The sequence below is a fragment of the Xanthobacter oligotrophicus genome, from assembly GCF_008364685.1.
Taxonomy (GTDB): Bacteria; Pseudomonadota; Alphaproteobacteria; order Rhizobiales; family Xanthobacteraceae; genus Xanthobacter; species Xanthobacter oligotrophicus.
In genome coordinates this window covers 417,149-435,988 of record NZ_VTTL01000001.1, presented here as the reverse complement: position 1 = coordinate 435,988, position 18,840 = coordinate 417,149, and the positions used below count along the sequence as shown (strand labels likewise).

The following is an 18,840-nucleotide window of genomic DNA, read 5'->3' as shown; positions in this document are numbered from 1 at the left end:
GGTGTGAACGTGCATGGCGGCCGCGTTGCCGGCGGCCGCCATCTTCCCTAAAGTCCCGCTCCCGGTCGTCATCGCGCGTCCGGCCCGGGCGGACGTGGCGAAACCGGTAGACGCACGAGACTTAAAATCTTGCGCCGCAAGGCGTGCGGGTTCGAGTCCCGCCGTCCGCACCAGTTCAGAAAATCAGCCTGCTCCGGCGCCTGACCTACCGGTCGTTGTCGGACAGAGCGCCGCCGCATCGTCGCGATGCGGCGGTCGCTATTGGCTCAGGCTGCGCGGGCGAAGGGCGGCTGGTCCTGCGGCTTGTCGGCCTGGGTGGCGCTCAGGAGCCGGTGCTGGACAAGTTCGGCGACCTCCAGCATCTCGCTGTTCCAGGCGAGGGCGGACTGCTGCAGGAAGGCCGCCTCGCGCGAGAACGCTGCCGTGGGGTTGTGCTCCTTGGCAAGGTCGTTCAGGAGCTGGACCTGCTCCTGCATCTGCCGTCCGACGAACTGCTGCACATGGGCCGACGCGGCCAGCGGACAGTCGAAGAACAGGTTCTTCCATACCGTGAACGGCCAAGCCACAGGCGGCGTGCCGGTGCTGAAGGCGCGCGCCAGGCCTTGAAAAACTGTGGAATCGTTCATGTTGTGTCTCCCGTCGGGCGTTGATCCCCCGATCCGTCCGCGTCCCGATGGGGACGCAGCACTCCCATGACCAGTATCAAGGGGCCTGCGCCGGCTAAGCCTTGCGCGAGGTCAAATGCCTTGCGAACGCGATGCGCAAAAATCACATTTCCAAGGGTTACCCTCGCAAGGGGGTGATTCCATTGTCGCACCCCTTCGCCATCGTGCAAGCGGAGCCGCTGGCTTCCTGCCGCAGCGGCCGGCGAAAGGCGCGATCGTCAACGCATCGTGATGACCCTTTGGGGCCGGGCGATGTACGAGACCGTAAGGTCCGGGGAGAGAGACGCATGTCCCAGTTGCCGCACGGCTTCCGTCAGATCCGCATGGAGCTTGCCCGTGAGAAGGGCCATCCGGAGGGCTCGCGCACTTTCGGCTACAGCTTCGTGGCGCCGCTGAACGCGGCGGGACGCATCGATCCCACCTTGTGGGCGAAGCACCGCGAGGCGTGCCGCGTGGTCCGGTTCCGCCCCGACGAGGCGGACGAGGTGGGCCATCTGGTGCGCCGTCCCGGCGGAAGCTGGGCGTTCCGGTATGACATCCACGGCACCGACGACGACGAGGCCGGCTATCGCTTCGGCGACGAAAGCTTCGAGGTGGGTGAGTATATTTCGGTTCGCGAAGACGACGAGATGCACACCTTCCGTGTGGTGTCGTCCGAGCAGGTGTGAGGCCAAGGCGTACCATTCCGGAAGGCGCGCCGCGTTTTCCGGAGGGATTTGGTAAAAGCCCGCGCGGCGTTGAGCGACACCCTCTCGGCCCCGGTCGAAGGCCGGGGCAGTCGGTATAAGGCGGCCCGCCCTGCAAGGCGGGCCGCCCTTGGTTCAGTAGGACTTGTACTCCGCCTTGCCCCCGGACATGGCGAACTCCTCCTCGGGCGACAGCACCAGCTTGTGGCGGCCGATGGCGGCGAAATAGGCGAGGCCCGCGGCGAACCACAGCGCCACGCCGAGTACCCCGTTGCGATAGATGGGGTCCGACAGCTGGAAGTAGATGGTGACGAGGGCGATGACGATGGTCAGCACCGCCCCCGGGACCCCGAACGGGCTTTTGTAGGGCCGCTCGATGTGGGGCATGTTCTTGCGCATCAGGATGAAGGACAGGGCCTGCATCACGTAGGACAGCATGGCGCCGAACACCGCCATGTTGAGCAGCGTGCCGCCGATGGCCGCCGCACCCGCCTCCGCTCCCAGCGCGAACCAGATGCCGAGCATGATCACGAGGCCGACGATGGCGCCGGCGATCATAGCCACGTGCGGTGTCTTGCGCCCGCCGTGGGTCACGGAAAGGCCGCGCGGGAAGTAGCCGGCGCGGGAGAGCGAATAGATCTGGCGGCCCTGGGCGTAGATGATGGTGTGGAACGAGGCGATCAGCCCGATCACCGCCACGAAGGCGAGCAGCCGGGCGAGCCCGTCGCCATAGATGGCCTTGAAGCCATCCAGCAGCGGCTCCAGCGAGGTGGATAGGCCGAACGCGCCATTCGCGACTGACGAATTGAGCCACAGGATCATGAAGGCGGAGACGATGAGGGTCGCCATGCCCGCCATGATGCCCTTTGGCATGTCAGTCTTTGGGTCCACGGATTCCTCGGCCGCCAGGGGCAGTTGCTCGATGGCGAGGAAGAGCCAGACGGCAAAGGGCAGGGCGGCCAGCGCGCCGGAAAGGCCGAAGGGCAGGAACGGGCCGCCGCCGTTGGGCAGCTCCACCGCCGTGCCGTCCGGTCCGACGCCGATGTTGAGCGCCCAGCGCGAGAAGTTCGCCACTGGCAGGGCGCTCACCCAGAAGGCAACGAGGCAGGCGAGTGCTGCCAGCGTGACCACCAGCGTCACCCGGAACGAGAGTTCCACGCCGGCGATGTTGAGCCCCACGAACAGGATGTAGCCGAAGATCCAGTAGACCGGCTGGAAGGCGGGAGGCGTGCCGAAGATGGAGCCCATGTAGGAGCCGATGAAGGACACCACCACCGCCGGCGTAATGACATATTCCACGTTCTCGCACAGGCCGGTGATGAAGCCGCCCCACGGCCCCATGGTCGTGCGGGCGAAGGAATAGGCCGCCCCCGTATGGGGCAGGGCCGGCGACATCTCGGCGATGGAGAAGGTGAGCCCCAGATACATGATGGCGATGATGACCGCGGCGATGAACATGCCGCCCCAGCCGCCCGACGCGATGCCCAGGTTCCAGCCCGAGAAATGGCCGGAGATCACCGCCCCGACGCCCAGCGCCCAGAGCGACCAGACCCGTGCATGCCGCTTCAGCGCCCGTTGCTCGAAATAGGCGACGTCCACCGTGGTGTACGTCACGCCGGCCTTGCTGCCATCTGCCATGAGACCCAGCCCTCCGTGAAAGGGCGCCGGAGCCACCTCCGCGCCCAGGCTTACGCTCAGGCAACTTTTTTGCCAGTCTGGCAATTTACCTAACGTAATAATCGCAGATTATGAGTCAGCGACTGCCCAGCAGTGCCGGGGCGCGGCCTTCTTCGAGCAGCAGGTCGCTTTCGTCCTTCAGCTCCACGCCGGTGATCTGCCGCCGCAGCGCCTCGCGGATGTGCCAGGCGAGCTTGAAGGCGGCGGCGGTGTAGCTCAGCCCATCGGGGCGCACGTTTGAGATGCAGTTGCGCTCGGCATCGGTGCGGCCGACCTGCGGATCGAAGGTAAGGTAGAGGCCGAGGCTGTCGGGCGAGGACAGGCCCGGCCGCTCGCCCACCAGCAGCACGCAGGCGCGGGCCTTCAGAAGGGCGCCCACTTCGTCCCCCAGCGCCACCCGCGCGCCGGAGGCGATGACCACGGGCGAAAGGCTCCAGCCCTGCTGGGCGATGAAGGGCTTGAAGGCGGCAAGAAGCGGCGCCGTCTGGGCATGGATGGCAGCGGAGGAGAGCCCGTCCGCCACCACCAGCGCCAGATCCACCGGGTCGCCAGCTGCCGCAGCGAGGATGGCGCGGCTCTCGTCGGACAGGCGGCGGCCGAGGTCCGGGCGGCGCAGATAGATGTCCCGCGCCGGCGCAGCGCTGGACACCCGCAGGGTGGCAAAGCCGAGGCTCTCCACCTCGCCGGCCACTGCGTCCGCATCGAACGGTGTATGCACCGCATCGCGGGCTCGGGCATGGGCGAGGGCGAAGCGCAGCACCTCGTCCGTGGGCAGGCTCGCCCCCGTGCGGCCGAGGGCGATGCGCGCGGGGGTGTGGCGGGAGAAGGCGGCCCAGGGATCGCGCGCGATCATGCCGCGCGCCCGGCCACGTAGCCCAGTAGCGGATGGCGCGCATCGGCGGGCAGCAGCCGGCCGTCGGGGGCGGTGATGTCCATGCGCTCCAGCCACGCCTCGAACTCCGGCGCCCGCTTCAGCCCCAGCAGCTCGCGGATGTAGAGCGCATCGTGGAAGGAGGTGGACTGATAGTTCAGCATCACGTCATCCGCGCCGGGAATGCCCATGATGTAGGTGACGCCCGCCGCACCCAGCAGGGTAAGCAGCGTATCCATGTCGTCCTGGTCCGCCTCGGCATGGTTGGTGTAGCAGACATCGACCCCCAGCGGCACGCCCAGCAGCTTGCCGCAGAAATGATCTTCCAGCCCGGCGCGGATGATCTGCTTGCCGTCATAAAGATATTCCGGCCCGATGAAGCCCACCACCGTGTTCACCAGCAGCGGATTGAAGGCCCGCGCCACCCCATAGGCGCGAGCTTCCAGCGTCTGCTGGTCCACGCCGTGATGTTCACCGGCGGAGAGGGCCGAGCCCTGGCCGGTCTCGAAATACATGGCGTTCTGCCCAACCGTGCCGCGCTTCAGCGTGCGGGCGGCGTCGGCACCCTCGGCGAGCACCTTGAGGTCGATGCCGAAGGAGCGGTTGGCCCCTTGGGTCCCGGCAATGGACTGGAACACCAGGTCCACCGGCGCGCCGCGCTCCATCAGGCCGATAGAGGTGGTCACGTGGGTCAGCACGCAGCTCTGGGTGGGGATCTCGAAGCGGGTGATGACCTCGTCCATCAGCTTCAGCAGGCGGTCGATGACGGGAAGGCTGTCGGAAGCGGGATTGATGCCAATCACCGCGTCGCCGCAACCATAGAGCAGGCCGTCGAGGATGGCGGCGGAGACGCCGGCGGCGTCGTCCGTCGGGTGGTTGGGCTGCAGGCGCACCGCCATGGTGCCGGGCAGGCCGATGGTGTTGCGGAAGCGCGTGACCACCCGGCATTTCTTCGCCGCGAGGATGAGGTCCTGGTTGCGCATGATCTTGGACACGGCGGCCGCCATCTCCGGCGTCAGGCCGATCGCCAAACCGGCGAGGACCTCCGATGTTGCCTCATGGGACAGCAGGAAATCGCGGAAATCGCCTACCGTCATGGCAGACACCGGCGCGAAGGCGGTGCCGTCGTGGCTGTCGAGGATGAGGCGGGTGACCTCGTCGGTCTCGTAAGGCACGAGGGCCTGCGAAAGGAACGCCTTCAGCGGCACTTCGGCGAGGCACATCTTGGCCGCCACGTTCTCCTCGGCGGTGGCGGCGGCGATGCCCGCCAGCATGTCGCCGGATCGCGGCGGCGTCGCCTTGGCCATCAGCTCCTTCAGGTCCGCGAAGACGAAGGATTTCGCGCCGATGCGATGCACGTAAGCCATGGCGGTCTCCACGCTCTGTCCGGGGCAGGGACCTCTTTTCCTGCAACAAATATGCCTCTGGGGAAACTGGCTTGTCGGCGCCGCGCGTTATTTCGGCACGCCGTTGATGACGAAGAGCGCGTTGAGGAACTGGTCCGGCGGGAATTTGCCGAAGCTCCTGGCATAGATGTCGCGGATACGCTCGGTGCGGTAGAGGTCCGCGAGCGTCGCGTCCACCACCAGGCGGAAGGCCTGGTCGCCGCGGGGCAGGGCGAGGGCGTAGGTCTCGAAGGTGAAATACTGGTCGGAGAGGCTGAGGCGGTTGCCTGCCGGGCTGTTGGCGATCAGGTAGTTGAGGATGCCGCGATCGCCGAAATAGGCGTCGAGCTTGCCGTCTGCGAGCTGCTTGAGCCCGTCCGGATGGTCGGTGACGGTGACGATATCGGCGGCAATGCGCATCTGCCCGAGGGTGGAGCGCAGGGTCTCCTCGGTGGTGGTGCCGCGCAGCACGCCCACCTTCTTGCCCTTGAGGTCCTCCAGCCCCTTCACCGGCGTGCCGCGGGTGACCACGCCCGCCCCGTCCAAGAAGGTGGGCAGCGAGAAATCCACCAGCGCCCGCCGCGACATGGTCATGGAGGACGGCTCGCACAGGATGTCGATACGCCCGTCGCGCACCGCCTCGAAGCGGTCCTCGGCCGTGACCTTCACATAATCCACCTTCATGGCCGGCAGCTTCAGCGTCCGCTTCACCCCGTCCGCCACCTCGCGGCATAGGTCTACGATATAGCCCGAGGGCTGGCCGTTGGCGGCGGCGTAGGAATAGGGCGGGGCGAACTGGCGATAGCCGATGCGGAAGGCTTCGCCGCCCGCCACCCGGTCGAGGGTCTGGGCCCCGGCTGGAACCGCGAAGGCGGCGAGGATCGCCAGCGCCGCGAGGGCCGTCGACAGGCCTCGCATGGGGACGCTCGCACCTGCTGATTGACCGGTTCTTGTCGCCATGCCCATTCCCCCCGAGGTCTCGCCATCAAGCTCCCACCCGCGGCGCGATCTTGCCGTGCGCGGCGCGTCCCGCCAAGGGCCGCGTCGTTAGCGTTGCCGAATGCGGCCTGTTCCCTCCTGCACAAGTGGAAGCCGCGCGGGTCCCGGGCCGGTGAGAAGCCACGCGGCTGCGGCACCAAGGCCTTCGGTCCAGTGCGAAAGGCGGCTTGGTCGAGGTGGCGATTTATTATATCTCATGGAATATAGCTTAAGCGCGCCTCATGTTTCGGCGCCTGCATTGTCCGGGGGAATTTCCATGAACGGATTGCTTAATCGGCGCGCGCTGCTGGGCGCGCTCGCAGGCTCCGCCGGGGCGCTCGCCCTGCCGAAGCTGCCGGCGCTGGCGGCCCCGGCGCAGGGGCTCGAGATTCTCGGTGCGCCCAATGGCTCCACCATCGTGCTGCTGCGCCTCATCCAGTCCGGCGCGCTCGATCAGGTGGCGCCCGGCGCCGCCTTCCGCCTGTGGCGCGACACGGACGAACTGCGCGCCGCCATCGTCTCCGGCCGCACCAGCCTTTTCACCACCCCCACCCATGTGCCAGCGAACCTCGCCAATCGCGGCCTGCCGCTGAAGCTGTTCGCCATCCTGTCCATGGGCCATCTGTTCGTGGTCTCGGCGGATGAGAGCATCAAGTCGTTCAAGGACCTCGCCGGCAAGGAACTGGTCGGCTTCTTCAAGAACGACATGCCCGACCTCGTCTTCCGTTCCATCGCCAAGGGCTATGGCATGGACCCGGACAAGGACATGACCATCACCTATGTGCGCACCCCCATGGAGGCGGCGCAGATGCTGGCCGCCGGGCGCGCCACTACCGCCATCCTCTCCGAGCCGCCGGCCACCGCGGCCATCATGATGGCGAAGAAGGAGGGCCGCACCCTCAACCGCGCCATCAGCCTGCAGGAGGACTGGAAGGCGCAACACAAGGGCCTCGGCCTGCCCATGGCCGGCATCGCCATGCACGAGCGGCTGATCGAGCAAAGCCCGGAGCTGATCGCGGCGCTCGGCGCCGGCCTGCCCGGTGCCCGCGACTGGGTGATGGCCAACAGGCCGGAGGCGGGCCAGCTCGCCGAGCAGAAGATGGACGTGAAGGCCCACATGTTCGCCAATGCCCTCGACCACTTCAACGTGGTGGCCGAGCCGGCGGCGCAGCAGAAAGCCGGGCTCATCGCCTTCTACGAGACGCTGCTGGCCTTCGAGCCGGATGCGCTGGCCGGTAAGCTGCCGCCCGACAGCTTCTACGTGAATTTCTGAGGCACCCATGGCCCGTCCCGGCTTTCGCACAGCCGCCGCGCGTGCGGCGTGGACAGCGGCGGGCCTCGGCCTCCTCGCCCTCGCCTGGCAATGGGGCGCCACTGCTTTCGGTCCTTTCGTGCTGCCGAGCCTTCAGGACACAGGACAGGCCATGGTCCGCCTGGTGGCGAGCGGTGTCGCCGGCCCGGCGCTTCTTGCCACCCTCGTCCACGCCCTCGGCGGGTGCCTTGCAGGCGGCTTGGTTGGGCTGGTGCTGGGCATCGCCGGCGGGCTGGTTCTGCCGGTGGGGGCCATGTCCCGCCCGGTGTTCACGGCGCTGCTGGGCACGCCGCCCATCGCCTGGGTGGTGCTGGCGCTGCTGTGGTTCGGCCCCGGCGGCGCGGCGGCGGGCTTCACCGTGGCGATCACGGCGGCGCCCATCCTCTTCCTTGCTGCGCTGGAGGGCGTCGCCAGCCGCGATCCGGCCCTCACCGAGATGGCGCTGCTCTATCGCGCGCCGCCGCTCCAGCGCCTCACTGACCTCGTGCTGCCGGCGCTGGCCGACTTCCTGTTGCCGGCGCTGGCCACCGCGCTCGCCTTCTCTTTCAAGGTGGCGGTGATGGCGGAAGTGCTCAGCGGCGCCGACGGGGTCGGCGGCGGCCTCGCCACTGCCCGCTCCCATTTCGATCTTGCCGCCACCATGGCGTGGATCGTGCTCGCGGTCGTCGTGCTGTTGGTCGCCGACGCCATGCTGCTGGCGCCCCTGCGCGGCTGGCGGGCGTCGCGGGAGGGCCGGGTCGGCGCCCGGGCAGAGGCCTGATCATGCTGGCGCTGGAGCGGCTACATCTCGCCTTCGATGGCGCGCCTGTGCTGGCGGGCATCGATCTGGTGGTGAAGCCCGGCGAACTCGTCGTGTTGCTCGGCCCCTCCGGCTGCGGCAAGACCAGCCTGCTGCGCCTCGCCGCCGGCGTTGAGGCGGCTCAGGCCGGGCGGGTGGCCAACGGCTTCGCGCGCACCGCCATGGTGTTCCAGGATCCCCGGCTGATGCCCTGGGCCAACGCGCGCGACAACGCCGCCTTCGGCCTCAAGGCGCTTGGAATGGCCAAGGCGGAGCGCCGCGCGGCCGCCGAGGCGATCCTGCGGCGGCTCGGCCTGAGCGCCGCCGATCTCGGCAAGCGGCCGGCGCAGCTCTCCGGCGGCATGCAGCAGCGGGTCGCCATCGCCCGCGCCTTCGCGCTAAGGCCGGACCTGGTGCTGATGGATGAGCCGTTCTCCGCCCTCGATGTGGGCCTGCGCGGCGATCTTCAGGCCCTGCTGCGGACCGAGGTGGAAGGGGCGGGGGCGGCGGCCCTGTTTGTCACCCACGACATCACCGAGGCCGTGCGCCTCGCCGACCGCATCGTGGTGCTGTCCCCCCGTCCGGCGCGGGTGGTGGTGGATCTCCCGCAGCAGCCGATCCGCCCCGAGGCCGCGCCCGGAGCGGTGTTCGAGGCCGCTGCCGCCCTCCTGAGGCGGCCGGATGTGGCGGCAGCGCTTGCCGCGCCGGTGATGGCGGGAGCGCCTTTGCGGAGCGATCTCCCTTTATTCCCAAGCCTCGGCAAGCCTGCTCCGGTACGCTGAAAGCGGCTCCTATCCCCGAACCGGATCGGAGGCCGCCGCCCGGCGCACCCGCTCGGCGAAGCGCGCGACGGCGTCCTGCTCCAGCGTGCGCTGGATGGCCTTTGCCGCCACCACCCCGTCCGCCATGGAGGTGGCGCAGCAGGGATGCATGCGCTGGGCGATCTCGCCGATGGCGTAGAGGTCGGGGATGGAGGTCTCGCAATCCGCGCTGGTCTCCACGAAGCCGCGCGGATCGCGGGCAAGGTCGAGGTGCCGGGCATAGGGCAGGTAGGGCTCCCAGCCGTACAGCACCACGATGCGGTCGAAGCGCCGGCCTGCCACCTCGGGGATTTCGGGGGCCACCGGATAGGTGCCGATGCGCACGTCCGCGGGGGGCACCTTTTCCAGGAACTCGCGTCGGGCGCGGATGGTGCGGGCATAAAGGGTGACGCGGTCCGCCCCGCGCTTGCGCACGAAGATGTAGTTCTCGAAGGCATTGTCGCCGCCGCCGAGGATGGCGACGGATTGCTGCTCGAAATCCGCGTTGAACATGGTGCGGCCGGGCCCGATGATCACCTCGTGGGATTCCGTGAAGCCGCCCTTCACCGGCCGCACCCCCGAGGCCAGCACGCAGGTGCGCCCGAGCAGCGTCTCGCCGCCCGCCGTGGTGATGCGGAAGCCGCCCTCCACCACCTCCAGCGCGGTGACGGATTCACCGAGGCGGCAGACGATGTCGTGCTCCATCACGTGGCGATGGATGTCGGCGGCGACCTCGAACCCGGTCTTGTCGCGGACCGGGGCCATCCACTTGTTGGGATAGGGATTATCGTTCTGCAGGCCGCCCAGGACCTGCCTGCGCTCGATGATGCAGGGGCGGAAGCCGAGCATCTTCAGCCACAGGGCGCATGACGCCCCCGCTGGCCCCCCGCCGATGATCACCGCGTCGAACATAGGCTCCCGCCGCCGTCGTTACCGTCATTCCGGATACGAAAGCTTATGCGAGGTGGATCGCTGCGGCTAGCCAGGGGCCGTCGGGACGGATCGGAATGGCCGCCCGGCGGGGGCGGGTGAACCGCCTCCGCCGGGCCAAGCGCAGACCGGAGCGGGATGAGGCACCCCGGCCTGCGCGTCTCTCACTGAAGGTCGATGAGGATCTTCAGTTCCGTTCCAGCCGGGCTCAGCAGGGCCTCGAAGCCGTTTTCCACCACCTCGTCGAGGCGGATGCGGCGGGTCACCACCTTCTCCGCCGGCAGGATGCCGCCGCCGATGAGGGCGGCGACGCGCGGCCACATGAGCGTCGTGTAGCACCACGAGCCGCGGACATCGATGTCCTTGAACGTAATGGTGAATCCATCCACGGCGGGCTTGCCCACGTGGAGGCCCACCTGCACCACCACGCCCTGCCGGCGCACCGCATCGATGCAGGTGCCAAGCGCCGCCTCGGCGCCTACGCACTCCAGCGCCACGTCGACGCCCACGCCGCCCTCGGTCTGGTCGCGGATGGCCTCCGGCACCTTGTCCGAGCGGGGGTTCAGGGTGATGACATCGGGCAGGATCTGGCGGGCCATGGCGAGGCGGTTGTCATTGGTATCGCTAAGGAAAATCCGGGTTGCCCCGGCCGCCCGCGCCGCCAGCACCTGCAATTGGCCGATGGGGCCGGCGCCGGTGACGAGCACGCTGTCGCCGGGCTTCACGCCGCCGCGCTCGGCCGCATAGACGGTCACGGCGGTGGGCTCGATGAGGGCGGCCTGTTCGTCGCTCACGCTGTCGGGCACGCGGAACACGTTGTAATCATTGACAAGCGAGTATTCCGCCATGCCGCCCCACGGCCATGCGAGGCCGATGATGGCGAGGCTCTCGCTCAATTGGTAGAGGCCGCGCTGGCCGAAATAATCATCCCTCGGGGAGACCATGGGCTGGACCGCGACCCGGTCGCCAACGGCCACGTTGGTGACCGAAGATCCAATAGCCACAACGGTTCCACCGTATTCATGGCCCAGGATCTGGGGGGCCTTGGCGCCGGTGTAGGGGTGGGGCTGGGTGGGTATGAAGATGGGGCCGGCGGCATACTCATGCAAATCGGTGCCGCAGATGCCGCAAAAGCGATTGTGCACAAGGACTTGGCGGGGACCCGGCTGGTCGGGAGGGGCGGGGATGTCTTCGACGCGCACGTCGCGGCGGGCGTGGAAGCGGGCGGCCTTCATGGGCGTTTCTCCTTCATTTATCGTTGGTTAGGGCGTCGTAGGCGGCCAAGGCCTTGCCGGCGTAGACGGCGGCGGGGCCGCCGCCCATCTCGATGGCCACGGCCAGCGTCTCGGCCAGCTCCTCGCGGCTGGCGCCATGGCTTTTGGCATTGGAAACATGGAACAAAATGCAATCGCCGCAGCCCTTGTGGACGGCGATGGCCAGCGCCATCAGCTCCTTGACCTTGGGCGAAAGGTTCCCGGACTTCGACGCCTCCGACATCAGGTTGCGGAACGCGCCCATGACCTGCGGCAAGGCTTTGCCGAGGGTGGCAAACCGAAGGTTCATGGACTTCAGCTCGTTCGATATCGACTGCTCGCTCATCGTCTCTCTTTCGCTCAGGTGAAGACCATGCCGCCGTCCACCAGCAGGGACTGGCCGGTCATGAAATCGGAGGCGGAGGAGGCGAGGAAGCGCGCCACGCCCACCAGGTCGGCCGGGGTGGAGGGCCGGCCCAGCACGGCGCCGGCGGCGAAGGTGTCGAACGCCTCGTTGTCGTGGCTGGTGAGGCCGCTGTCGCGGAAGCCCTTGTCGATGGTCTTCCACATGTCGGTGGCCACCACGCCGGGGCAGAAGGCGTTGGCGGTGATCCCGTCCTTGCCGAAGGCGCGGGCGGCGGCCTGGGTCAGGGCCACCACGGCGAACTTGCTGGCGCAGTAGTGGGCCAGCGGCTCATAGCCCTGCTTGGCGGCGATGGAGGCGGTGTTGACGATCTTGCCGCCGCCCTTGCCATTTTTTGCCTGTACCTTGAACGTCTTGATGGCCTCCTGCATGCCGATGAGCACGCCGAGCGCGTTCACGTCGGTGACGAAGCGCCAGTCGTCCTCGGTGATGTCGAGGAAGGGCCGGGTCTGGGCCACCCCGGCATTGTTGAACAGCACGTCGAGCCGGCCGTGGGCGGCCACGGCCTGGTCGAGAAGGGCGCGCACCTGCGCCCGCTGGCGCACGTCCACCGCCACGGCGATGGCGGTGCCCCCGGCGGCGGTGATCTCGCCGGCCACGGTGCGGGCGGCGGGCTCCGAGAGGTCGGCCACGGTGATGCGGGCGCCATCCGCCGCGAGCGCCTTTGCGATGGCGGCGCCGATGCCACCGGCCGCGCCGGTGATGACGATGCTCTTGTCCTTCAGGCTGGGCATGGTTCCTCCTTGATTATGATTGCCGGCCCCGTTCGACCGCGCGCCGCCGCCGGCCGTCCGGGGAAGGACGGCCGCGGGCGCCGTAGGACGTTGTCGTGGTCCGGGGGCCGGGTGGCTTTCAGCGGCCGATGTGGTCGAGCAGCAGCTCGTTGACCTTGTTCGCCTTTTCCATCTGCACCATGTGCCCGGCCTCGCCGAGCACCTCCGCCCTGGCCCGCTCTCCGAGAGCCTGGGCATGGGCGGGCGGGATCACCTTGTCGCTGGCGCCGAAGACCACGAGCACCGGCACATCCGCCGCCTTCAGCCTGTCGGCGAGGATTTCGCTCTGCCGGTTGGCGGGGAACAGGCTCGTGGAGAGTGCCTGCAAGGCCTCGTCTACCCCGTCGAGGCGCTTGTACTTCAGGATGTCTTCCACCAGCTGGCGGGTGACCGTGCCGGGATCGTAGAAAAGCTGTTCCAGCACCGGCTTCATGTCGCGGCGGGACGAGCCGGCGACGAAGCCGTCCGTATAGCCACTGTTGATCTCGGCCCCGAGCCCGGCCGAGCCGATGAGGCCGAGGGAGGCGACCCGCCCCGGCTGGTCCAGCGCGGTGCGCATGGCCACGGCCCCGCCCATGGAATGGCCGACCAGATGGGCCTTCCCGACGCCGACCTTGTCCATGAAGGCGAGCACCGCGCCGGAGAGCCAGCCAAGGCTCGCCTCGCCGATGGCCTTGTCGGACTGGCCATGGCCCGGCAGGTCGAGGGCATAGACCGTGCCCGCCCCGGCCAAGGCGTCGATATTGAACAGCCAGTTGTCGAGGTCGCCGCCGAAGCCGTGGATGAGCACGATGGCGCGCTCGCCCTCGCCGCGTTTGGCATAGCGCAGGCGGCCGAAGGGTGTGTCCGCGAACTCGTATTTCGGCCCGCTCTCTTCCGCCGCGCCGTCGTCCTCGGCGGGAGCGGCATAGCCGGCCACGAAGGCGTCGATCTCGTCGTCGCTCACCTCTTCGTCGGCGATGACGCCGATGAGGGCCTTCACCGGATAGATGGTGTCGCGGGCGCCGATGGCGCGGCGCAGGATGCCGGCATCGCCCGCCTCCACCACGCCGGCGATCTTGTCGGTTTCGACCTCGAGGATTTCATCGCCGACGGAGATCTTCGTGCCGGGCGGCTTGAGCCAGCCCGTGACCTTGCCCTCCGACATGGACAGGCCCCACTTGGGCATGACGATGGGCTTGATGCGGGTGTCCAGCATTTGGTGTCCTCAAAGGGGGGGAGACGGATCGGTCGTCTCGTGGGTTTCGGTTTCGGTGGATGCGGCGGGCGGGGTGGGGCGCGCCGGAGGCAATTGAGAGCCGGAGAACCCTCTCCCGACCGAAGCCGGATGTTTCCGGCTTCGGTCCTTAGGAGCTGAACTCAGCAACAGCAGAGTCCGGGCGCGGGAGGGCAGGGTGGGGGAAGGCTGCTTCCGCATGTCCGCCCGTTGGTGCTTTGGCCCCGGCGCCTCTGCCCCCTCCCCATCCCTCCCCCGCAAGCGGGAGAGGGGGCCGCGTTGCGTGGGGTAGAGGGCGCGGTCTGCATCCGCTGGAGCCGGCGAACCCTCTCCCGCACCGAAGCCGGATGTTTCCGGCTTCGGTCTTTGAAAGCCGAACTCGGCAACAGCCGAGTTCGGAGTTGGGAGGGCAGGGTGGGGGGAGGCCGTCTCCGCCATCCCGCCTCCGGTGTTCTGCCCCGGCGCTCTGCCCCCTCCCCACCCCCCGCGAGCGGGAGAGGGGGCGGCGTCGCACGGGAAAAAGGGCAAGGCTTCGCCTCCCCTTGTCCCCCTCACGCCGCCAGCGCGTGGGGAACGGTCTTCAGCACCGCGCCGGCGATGGCCTCGGCGGTGGGGATGTAGAGGTCCTCCAGCGTGGGCGAGAACGGCACCGGCGTGTGCGGCGCCGTCACCATCTGCGGGGCGGCCTTGAGCGCGCCGAAGGCATGCTGCGCCACATAGGCGGCGATGTCGGTGGCGATGGAGCAGCGCGGATGGGCCTCGTCCACCACCACCAGGCGGCCGGTGTTCTCCACGCTCTCGATCACCGTGTCCCAGTCGATGGGTGAGAGGGTGCGCAGGTCGATCACCTCCGCCTCGATGCCGTGCTGGCGCGACAGGGTGGCCGCCGCATCCACGGCGCGGTGGACCGTGAGGCCGTAGCTGACGATGGTCACGTCCTTGCCGTCGCGCACCACGTTGGCCTCGCCGAACGGGATGGCGTAGGCCTCGGTGGGCACGTCCACCTCGTGGCCGTAGAGGTTCTTGTGCTCGCAGAAGATGACAGGGTCGTCGTCGCGGATGGACTGGATCAAAAGGCCCTTGGCGTCATAGGCGTTGGAGGGGCACACCACCTTCAGCCCCGGCACGTGGGTGAACATGGGGGTGAGCATCTGCGAATGCTGGGCGGCGGCGCGGAAGCCCGCCCCCACCATGGCGCGGATGACCACGGGGGTCTTGGCCTTGCCGCCGAACATGTAGCGGAACTTCGCCGCCTGGTTCAGGATCTGGTCGAAGCACACGCCCATGAAGTCGAGGAACATGAGTTCCGCCACCGGGCGCATGCCGCAGGCGGCGGCGCCCACCGCCGCGCCGATATAGGCGCTCTCCGACAGGGGCGTGTCGAGCAGGCGGTTGCCATGCTTGGCATAAAGCCCCTTGGTGACGCCGAGCACGCCGCCCCACGCATCCTTTTCCCCCGGCGCGCCGGAGCCGCCGACGATATCCTCGCCGAGCAGGATGACGCTGGGGTCGCGGCGCATTTCAAGATCGAGGGCTTCATTGATGGCCATCTTGAAGCTCAACTTGCGAGCCATGGTGTTTCCTTCCGGATTATCTTGATTGATCAGTAGGAGACGTAGACGTCGCTGAGCAGGTCCCGCGCCGCCGGCAGGGGCGCCGCCTTGGCGGAGGTCACCGCGTCGTCGATGAGGCTTGCCACCTCGCGGTCGAGGAGGGCGATGTCGGCCTCCTCCAGCGCGCCGGCCGAGGTGACGCGATCGGCGAAGATCTTCAGGCAGTCGCGGTTGGCGCGGTTAAACTCGTTCTCGCCCTTGGCCTTGTAGGTCTGGCTGTCGCCCTCGAAATGGCCGAAGAAGCGGCTCATCTTGCATTCCAGCACCGCCGGGCCGCCGCCCGCGCGGGCCTTGGCGATCAGCTCGCCCGCCGCCTTGTGCACGGCGAAGAAATCGGTGCCGTCCACGCTCACCGCCGGCAGGCCGAAGCCGGTGGCGCGGTCCACGTAAGAGTCCACCGCCGTGGCGTAGGTGACGGAAGTTGCTTCCGCATAGCCGTTGTTCTCGATCACGAAGATCACCGGCAGGTTCCAGATGGCGGCAAGGTTCATGCTTTCCAGTACAGTGCCCTGGTTGGCCGCGCCGTCGCCGAAGAAGGTGATGCCCACCCCGCCATCGCCCCGGAACTTGGCCGCGAGCCCGGCGCCGCAGATCAGGGGCGCGCCGGCGCCGAGGATGCCGTTGGCTCCCATCATGCCCTTGGACAGGTCGGCGATGTGCATGGAGCCGCCCTTGCCGCGGCAGGATCCGGTCTCCTTGCCGTAGATCTCGGCCATCATCTCCCCCACGTCCACGCCCTTGGCGATGCAGTGGCCGTGGCCGCGATGGGTGGAGGCGATGCGGTCGATGTCGGTGAGGTGCATCATCACGCCGGTGGCGCAGGCCTCCTCGCCGGCATACAGGTGCACGAAGCCGGGGATGTCGCCCTTGGCGAACTCCACATGCAGCCGCTCCTCGAAATCGCGGATGGTCCGCATGGTGCGGTAGGCCTCAACGAGCTGGTCCCTGGGCAGCGGTATGGGATTGTTGGACAGGGCGCTTGGCGTCGGTTCAGGCATGCTCTTCTCCTCCTGAGGGACGGGGAGGGCGGTTCGTCCCGACTCCCGCACCGGCAGGGCCGGGCTGGGGCAATATCGGGCATCCTCTCCGTTGATTTTTGCTTTGGCTGGACTTGAGCAAGCGGCGGGCCAGTTGCCGGATTTCGTGAAAAAGCTTGCCACCGAACGCACGTTGCATTGCAGCATGGGCGCGCCAGTGCTGCACCCTCACCACAGGTGAGGCGGCGAATGCCACAGGTGTTGCAGCCTCAACTTGGCCGTGGGCGGTCTGCGTTGCGGCACGACTTGGCGATGCGCGCGCGGGCAGGCTTGCCGCCGCCGCCGATCAGGGCGAGACTTCCGGCAAAACGAACGGTCTGGGAGGATCGTCATGAAGCTGGAGCAGGCCGCGCACATCGATGAGCTGGTGCGCGCGGCGAGCGGGCACGGCTCGCGCCGCGATGCCATCATCGAGGCGTCGTGGCGGCGCTGCGTCAACGAGCACAACCTCGACCCGGTGGTGCTGCGCGACCCGTGCATCGTCACCAATGCCCGCCTGCGCGAGCACCAGGAGGCCATGGACGAGTTCCTGCACACCGCGCGCTTCGGGGTGGAGACGCTCTATCGCGAGGTGGCGGGCCTCGGCTACGTGCTGCTGCTCACCGATGCCAAGGGCATCACGGTGGACTTCATCGGCGATCCCACCTTCGACAGCAATCTCATGCGCGCCGGCCTCTATCTCGGCGCCGACTGGAACGAGCCCCACGCCGGCACCTGCGCGGTGGGCACCTGCATCGCCACCGGCGAGGCGCTGGTGGTGCACCAGTCCGACCATTTCGACGCCACCCACATCCCGCTCACCTGCACTGCGGCGCCCGTGTTCGATCCCAGCGGCGCGCTGGCGGCGGTGCTGGACATCTCCGCGCTGCATTCGCCGCAGCCGAAGGAAAGCCAGTATCTGGCGCTGCAGTTCGTGAAATCCGTCGCCCACAAGATCGAGACGGCGCACCTGCTCAACCGCTTCCGCCGCGAATGGATCGTGAAGCTCGCCCCCTCGCCGGAATTTGCCGACGTGGACCCGGCCTATGTGCTGGCGGTGGATGGATCGGGCCGCATCCTCGGCTTCAACAACCGCACCCGGCAGTTAATGATGCGCGAGTTGGAATGCCGTCCCGCCCTGGCCGACGGGCGTCCGCTGGCGGGCCGGCCCCTGTCCGAGTTCTTCGACCTTCAGGTGGACGACCTGCCGCGCCTCATTCCCTCCCGGCCGGCCTCCCAGCGCATGGTGCGCCTCGCCATCAGCGGCACGCCCCTGTTCGCGCAGGCCCAGCAGCCACCTGCTCGGATCGCCTCGCCGTCGCCGGTCGCCCCCGCGCCGGTCCTGCCCAAGCCGCTGGAGGCGCTCACCCGCGGCGATGGCGCCATGCTGGAGGTGGCGGCGCGGGCGGCCAAGCTCGTCAACACCCAGATGAGCCTGCTCATCTGCGGTGAGACCGGCACCGGCAAGGAGCATCTGGCCAAGGCCATCCATGCCGCCAGCGGGCGCGCCGGCAAGCCGTTCGTGCCGGTGAACTGCGCGGCGCTGCCGGAGACGCTGATCGAGGGCGAATTGTTCGGCTACGAGCCGGGCGCCTTCACCGGCGCCGCCACCAAGGGCAAGCGCGGCCTGGTGATGGAGGCGGACGGCGGCACGCTGTTCCTCGACGAGATCGGCGACATGCCGCTCACCCTCCAGACCCGCCTGCTGCGGGTGCTGGCCGAGCGCGAGGTGACGCCCATCGGCCGCACCCGGCCGGTGCCGGTGAACATCCGCGTCATCGCCGCCACCCACCGCGACCTCATCGCCGAGGTGAAGGCCGGGCGCTTCCGCGAGGATCTGTATTTCCGCCTCAGCGGCGGCGTGCTCACCTTGCCGGCCCTGCGCCAGCGGGCCGACCTCGATTGGCTGGTGGCGCGGTTCCTGGCGGAGCGGGGCGGGGTGCTGCGGGTGCCGTTCGAGCTGTCGGGAGAGGCGCGGGCGGCGCTCCATGCCTATGCCTGGCCCGGCAACATCCGCGAGCTGGCCAATGCGCTGGACTATGCCTGCGCCGTGGCGGGCGATGCCGTCATCGCCTGGGACGACCTGCCCGACCGCATCCGCCACGCGGCGCCGGCCCCGCTCACGTCGCCTGACGCGGCCCATGCCGTGGCAGCCCTTGCCGGGCCTGCGGCACCGGGTGGGTCCGGCGCGGATGAGCGCTGCGCCTTGCTGGCGCTCCTCACCGCCCAGCACTGGAACGTCTCGGCCGTGGCCCGCGCGCTGGGGGTGGACCGCACCACCATCCACCGCCGCATGCGGCGCTTGGGCATCACATCGCCAAGGCATGGGGGCGAGGGGCTGAACCGAGGGTAGTCCGGAGCTTCAAAACGGGCGGTTTCGCATGGCGCGATCGGCTCCCTCTCCCGCCCGAACTCGGCTGTTGTCGAGTTCGGTTCCTAGGAGCCTGTTTAGAAATTCGAAAA

17 protein-coding genes and 1 tRNA gene are annotated in these 18,840 nt (G+C 68.5%); 6 read left to right on the top strand and 12 right to left on the bottom strand.

Translation table 11 applies throughout. From position 1 onward, the window contains the following. The first annotated feature begins 88 nt into the window (after window positions 1-88). Window positions 89-173: transfer RNA gene (locus tag FZ033_RS01885), tRNA-Leu, on the top strand. Between the two features lie 93 nt (window positions 174-266). On the opposite strand, the gene FZ033_RS01880 is transcribed toward FZ033_RS01885, so the two are convergent. Next, the gene (locus FZ033_RS01880; protein WP_149574468.1) at window positions 267-626 is read right to left on the bottom strand and encodes a hypothetical protein; all 360 of its coding nucleotides are present in this window, start codon (window positions 624-626) and stop codon (window positions 267-269) included. Between the two features lie 326 nt (window positions 627-952). Here FZ033_RS01880 and FZ033_RS01875 point away from each other — a divergent pair, with 326 nt between their 5' ends. Beyond that, the gene (locus FZ033_RS01875; RefSeq protein WP_149574467.1) at window positions 953-1,333 is read left to right on the top strand and encodes a hypothetical protein; all 381 of its coding nucleotides are present in this window, start codon (window positions 953-955) and stop codon (window positions 1,331-1,333) included. A gap of 153 nt (window positions 1,334-1,486) precedes the next feature. Here FZ033_RS01875 and FZ033_RS01870 read toward each other — a convergent pair whose 3' ends face one another. The 4 genes from FZ033_RS01870 to FZ033_RS01855 all read right to left on the bottom strand — a co-directional run bounded on the left by FZ033_RS01870 (window position 1,487) and on the right by FZ033_RS01855 (window position 6,202). Continuing rightward, entirely contained in the window at window positions 1,487-2,989 is a 1,503-nt protein-coding gene (locus FZ033_RS01870) for an amino acid permease (RefSeq protein ID WP_149574466.1), read from the bottom strand. Window positions 2,990-3,104: 115 nt separating this feature from the next. Continuing rightward, on the bottom strand, window positions 3,105-3,881 hold the full coding sequence (eutC, locus tag FZ033_RS01865) for an ethanolamine ammonia-lyase subunit EutC (protein WP_149574465.1): 777 nt from the start codon (window positions 3,879-3,881) through the stop codon (window positions 3,105-3,107). Continuing rightward, the gene (locus FZ033_RS01860) at window positions 3,878-5,266 is read right to left on the bottom strand and encodes an ethanolamine ammonia-lyase subunit EutB (RefSeq protein WP_149574464.1); all 1,389 of its coding nucleotides are present in this window, start codon (window positions 5,264-5,266) and stop codon (window positions 3,878-3,880) included. The genes eutC and FZ033_RS01860 overlap by 4 nt, the downstream gene beginning before the upstream one ends. An 87-nt stretch (window positions 5,267-5,353) precedes the next feature. Beyond that, entirely contained in the window at window positions 5,354-6,202 is an 849-nt protein-coding gene (locus FZ033_RS01855) for an amino acid ABC transporter substrate-binding protein (protein WP_188079245.1), read from the bottom strand. A gap of 337 nt (window positions 6,203-6,539) precedes the next feature. On the opposite strand from FZ033_RS01855, the gene FZ033_RS01850 reads away from it, so the two are divergent. Genes FZ033_RS01850 through FZ033_RS01840 form a run of 3 tightly spaced genes read left to right on the top strand, consistent with a single transcriptional unit; the run spans window position 6,540 to window position 9,134 of the window. Next, window positions 6,540-7,535 (top strand): ABC transporter substrate-binding protein, encoded by a 996-nt coding sequence (locus FZ033_RS01850; RefSeq protein WP_149574462.1) that lies wholly within the window; start codon window positions 6,540-6,542, stop codon window positions 7,533-7,535. A gap of 7 nt (window positions 7,536-7,542) precedes the next feature. Further along, a complete protein-coding gene (locus FZ033_RS01845; protein WP_149574461.1) occupies window positions 7,543-8,334 on the top strand; it encodes an ABC transporter permease in 792 nt (263 codons plus the stop codon). A 2-nt stretch (window positions 8,335-8,336) separates the two neighbouring features. Next, entirely contained in the window at window positions 8,337-9,134 is a 798-nt protein-coding gene (locus tag FZ033_RS01840) for an ABC transporter ATP-binding protein (protein WP_149574460.1), read from the top strand. 9 nt (window positions 9,135-9,143) lie between these two features. Here FZ033_RS01840 and FZ033_RS01835 read toward each other — a convergent pair whose 3' ends face one another. From FZ033_RS01835 to FZ033_RS01805, 7 genes are all read right to left on the bottom strand, one after another. After that, window positions 9,144-10,064 (bottom strand): NAD(P)/FAD-dependent oxidoreductase, encoded by a 921-nt coding sequence (locus tag FZ033_RS01835; protein ID WP_149574459.1) that lies wholly within the window; start codon window positions 10,062-10,064, stop codon window positions 9,144-9,146. A 182-nt stretch (window positions 10,065-10,246) separates the two neighbouring features. After that, window positions 10,247-11,317, bottom strand: a complete 1,071-nt coding sequence (locus tag FZ033_RS01830; protein ID WP_149574458.1) for a 2,3-butanediol dehydrogenase — start codon at window positions 11,315-11,317, stop codon at window positions 10,247-10,249. A 13-nt stretch (window positions 11,318-11,330) separates the two neighbouring features. Continuing rightward, entirely contained in the window at window positions 11,331-11,681 is a 351-nt protein-coding gene (locus tag FZ033_RS01825; RefSeq protein WP_149574457.1) for a carboxymuconolactone decarboxylase family protein, read from the bottom strand. 14 nt (window positions 11,682-11,695) lie between these two features. Beyond that, window positions 11,696-12,493 carry an SDR family oxidoreductase gene (locus FZ033_RS01820; protein WP_149574456.1) on the bottom strand — a complete coding sequence of 266 codons (798 nt, stop codon included), beginning with the start codon at window positions 12,491-12,493 and terminating at the stop codon, window positions 11,696-11,698. Window positions 12,494-12,611: 118 nt separating this feature from the next. After that, window positions 12,612-13,730 (bottom strand): acetoin dehydrogenase dihydrolipoyllysine-residue acetyltransferase subunit, encoded by a 1,119-nt coding sequence (locus tag FZ033_RS01815; protein ID WP_188079244.1) that lies wholly within the window; start codon window positions 13,728-13,730, stop codon window positions 12,612-12,614. 569 nt (window positions 13,731-14,299) lie between these two features. Next, the gene (locus FZ033_RS01810; RefSeq protein WP_149574455.1) at window positions 14,300-15,322 is read right to left on the bottom strand and encodes an alpha-ketoacid dehydrogenase subunit beta; all 1,023 of its coding nucleotides are present in this window, start codon (window positions 15,320-15,322) and stop codon (window positions 14,300-14,302) included. 29 nt (window positions 15,323-15,351) lie between these two features. Beyond that, entirely contained in the window at window positions 15,352-16,359 is a 1,008-nt protein-coding gene (locus FZ033_RS01805; RefSeq protein WP_188079243.1) for a thiamine pyrophosphate-dependent dehydrogenase E1 component subunit alpha, read from the bottom strand. Window positions 16,360-16,729: 370 nt separating this feature from the next. Here FZ033_RS01805 and FZ033_RS01800 point away from each other — a divergent pair, with 370 nt between their 5' ends. After that, window positions 16,730-18,730 carry a sigma-54-dependent Fis family transcriptional regulator gene (locus tag FZ033_RS01800; RefSeq protein WP_149574454.1) on the top strand — a complete coding sequence of 667 codons (2,001 nt, stop codon included), beginning with the start codon at window positions 16,730-16,732 and terminating at the stop codon, window positions 18,728-18,730. Window positions 18,731-18,840: the final 110 nt, after the last annotated feature.

Coding starts and splice junctions, on each gene's coding strand:
- FZ033_RS01830 (WP_149574458.1), bottom strand. CDS start 11,317: ATGAAGGCCGCCCGCTTCCACGCCCGCCGCGACGTGCGCGTCGAAGAC.
- FZ033_RS01875 (WP_149574467.1), top strand. CDS start 953: ATGTCCCAGTTGCCGCACGGCTTCCGTCAGATCCGCATGGAGCTTGCC.
- eutC (WP_149574465.1), bottom strand. CDS start 3,881: ATGATCGCGCGCGATCCCTGGGCCGCCTTCTCCCGCCACACCCCCGCG.
- FZ033_RS01820 (WP_149574456.1), bottom strand. CDS start 12,493: ATGCCCAGCCTGAAGGACAAGAGCATCGTCATCACCGGCGCGGCCGGT.
- FZ033_RS01805 (WP_188079243.1), bottom strand. CDS start 16,359: ATGCCTGAACCGACGCCAAGCGCCCTGTCCAACAATCCCATACCGCTG.
- FZ033_RS01850 (WP_149574462.1), top strand. CDS start 6,540: ATGAACGGATTGCTTAATCGGCGCGCGCTGCTGGGCGCGCTCGCAGGC.
- FZ033_RS01880 (WP_149574468.1), bottom strand. CDS start 626: ATGAACGATTCCACAGTTTTTCAAGGCCTGGCGCGCGCCTTCAGCACC.
- FZ033_RS01855 (WP_188079245.1), bottom strand. CDS start 6,202: ATGCGAGGCCTGTCGACGGCCCTCGCGGCGCTGGCGATCCTCGCCGCC.
- FZ033_RS01825 (WP_149574457.1), bottom strand. CDS start 11,681: ATGAGCGAGCAGTCGATATCGAACGAGCTGAAGTCCATGAACCTTCGG.
- FZ033_RS01840 (WP_149574460.1), top strand. CDS start 8,337: ATGCTGGCGCTGGAGCGGCTACATCTCGCCTTCGATGGCGCGCCTGTG.
- FZ033_RS01870 (WP_149574466.1), bottom strand. CDS start 2,989: ATGGCAGATGGCAGCAAGGCCGGCGTGACGTACACCACGGTGGACGTC.
- FZ033_RS01835 (WP_149574459.1), bottom strand. CDS start 10,064: ATGTTCGACGCGGTGATCATCGGCGGGGGGCCAGCGGGGGCGTCATGC.
- FZ033_RS01810 (WP_149574455.1), bottom strand. CDS start 15,322: ATGGCTCGCAAGTTGAGCTTCAAGATGGCCATCAATGAAGCCCTCGAT.
- FZ033_RS01845 (WP_149574461.1), top strand. CDS start 7,543: ATGGCCCGTCCCGGCTTTCGCACAGCCGCCGCGCGTGCGGCGTGGACA.
- FZ033_RS01800 (WP_149574454.1), top strand. CDS start 16,730: ATGAAGCTGGAGCAGGCCGCGCACATCGATGAGCTGGTGCGCGCGGCG.
- FZ033_RS01815 (WP_188079244.1), bottom strand. CDS start 13,730: ATGCTGGACACCCGCATCAAGCCCATCGTCATGCCCAAGTGGGGCCTG.
- FZ033_RS01860 (WP_149574464.1), bottom strand. CDS start 5,266: ATGGCTTACGTGCATCGCATCGGCGCGAAATCCTTCGTCTTCGCGGAC.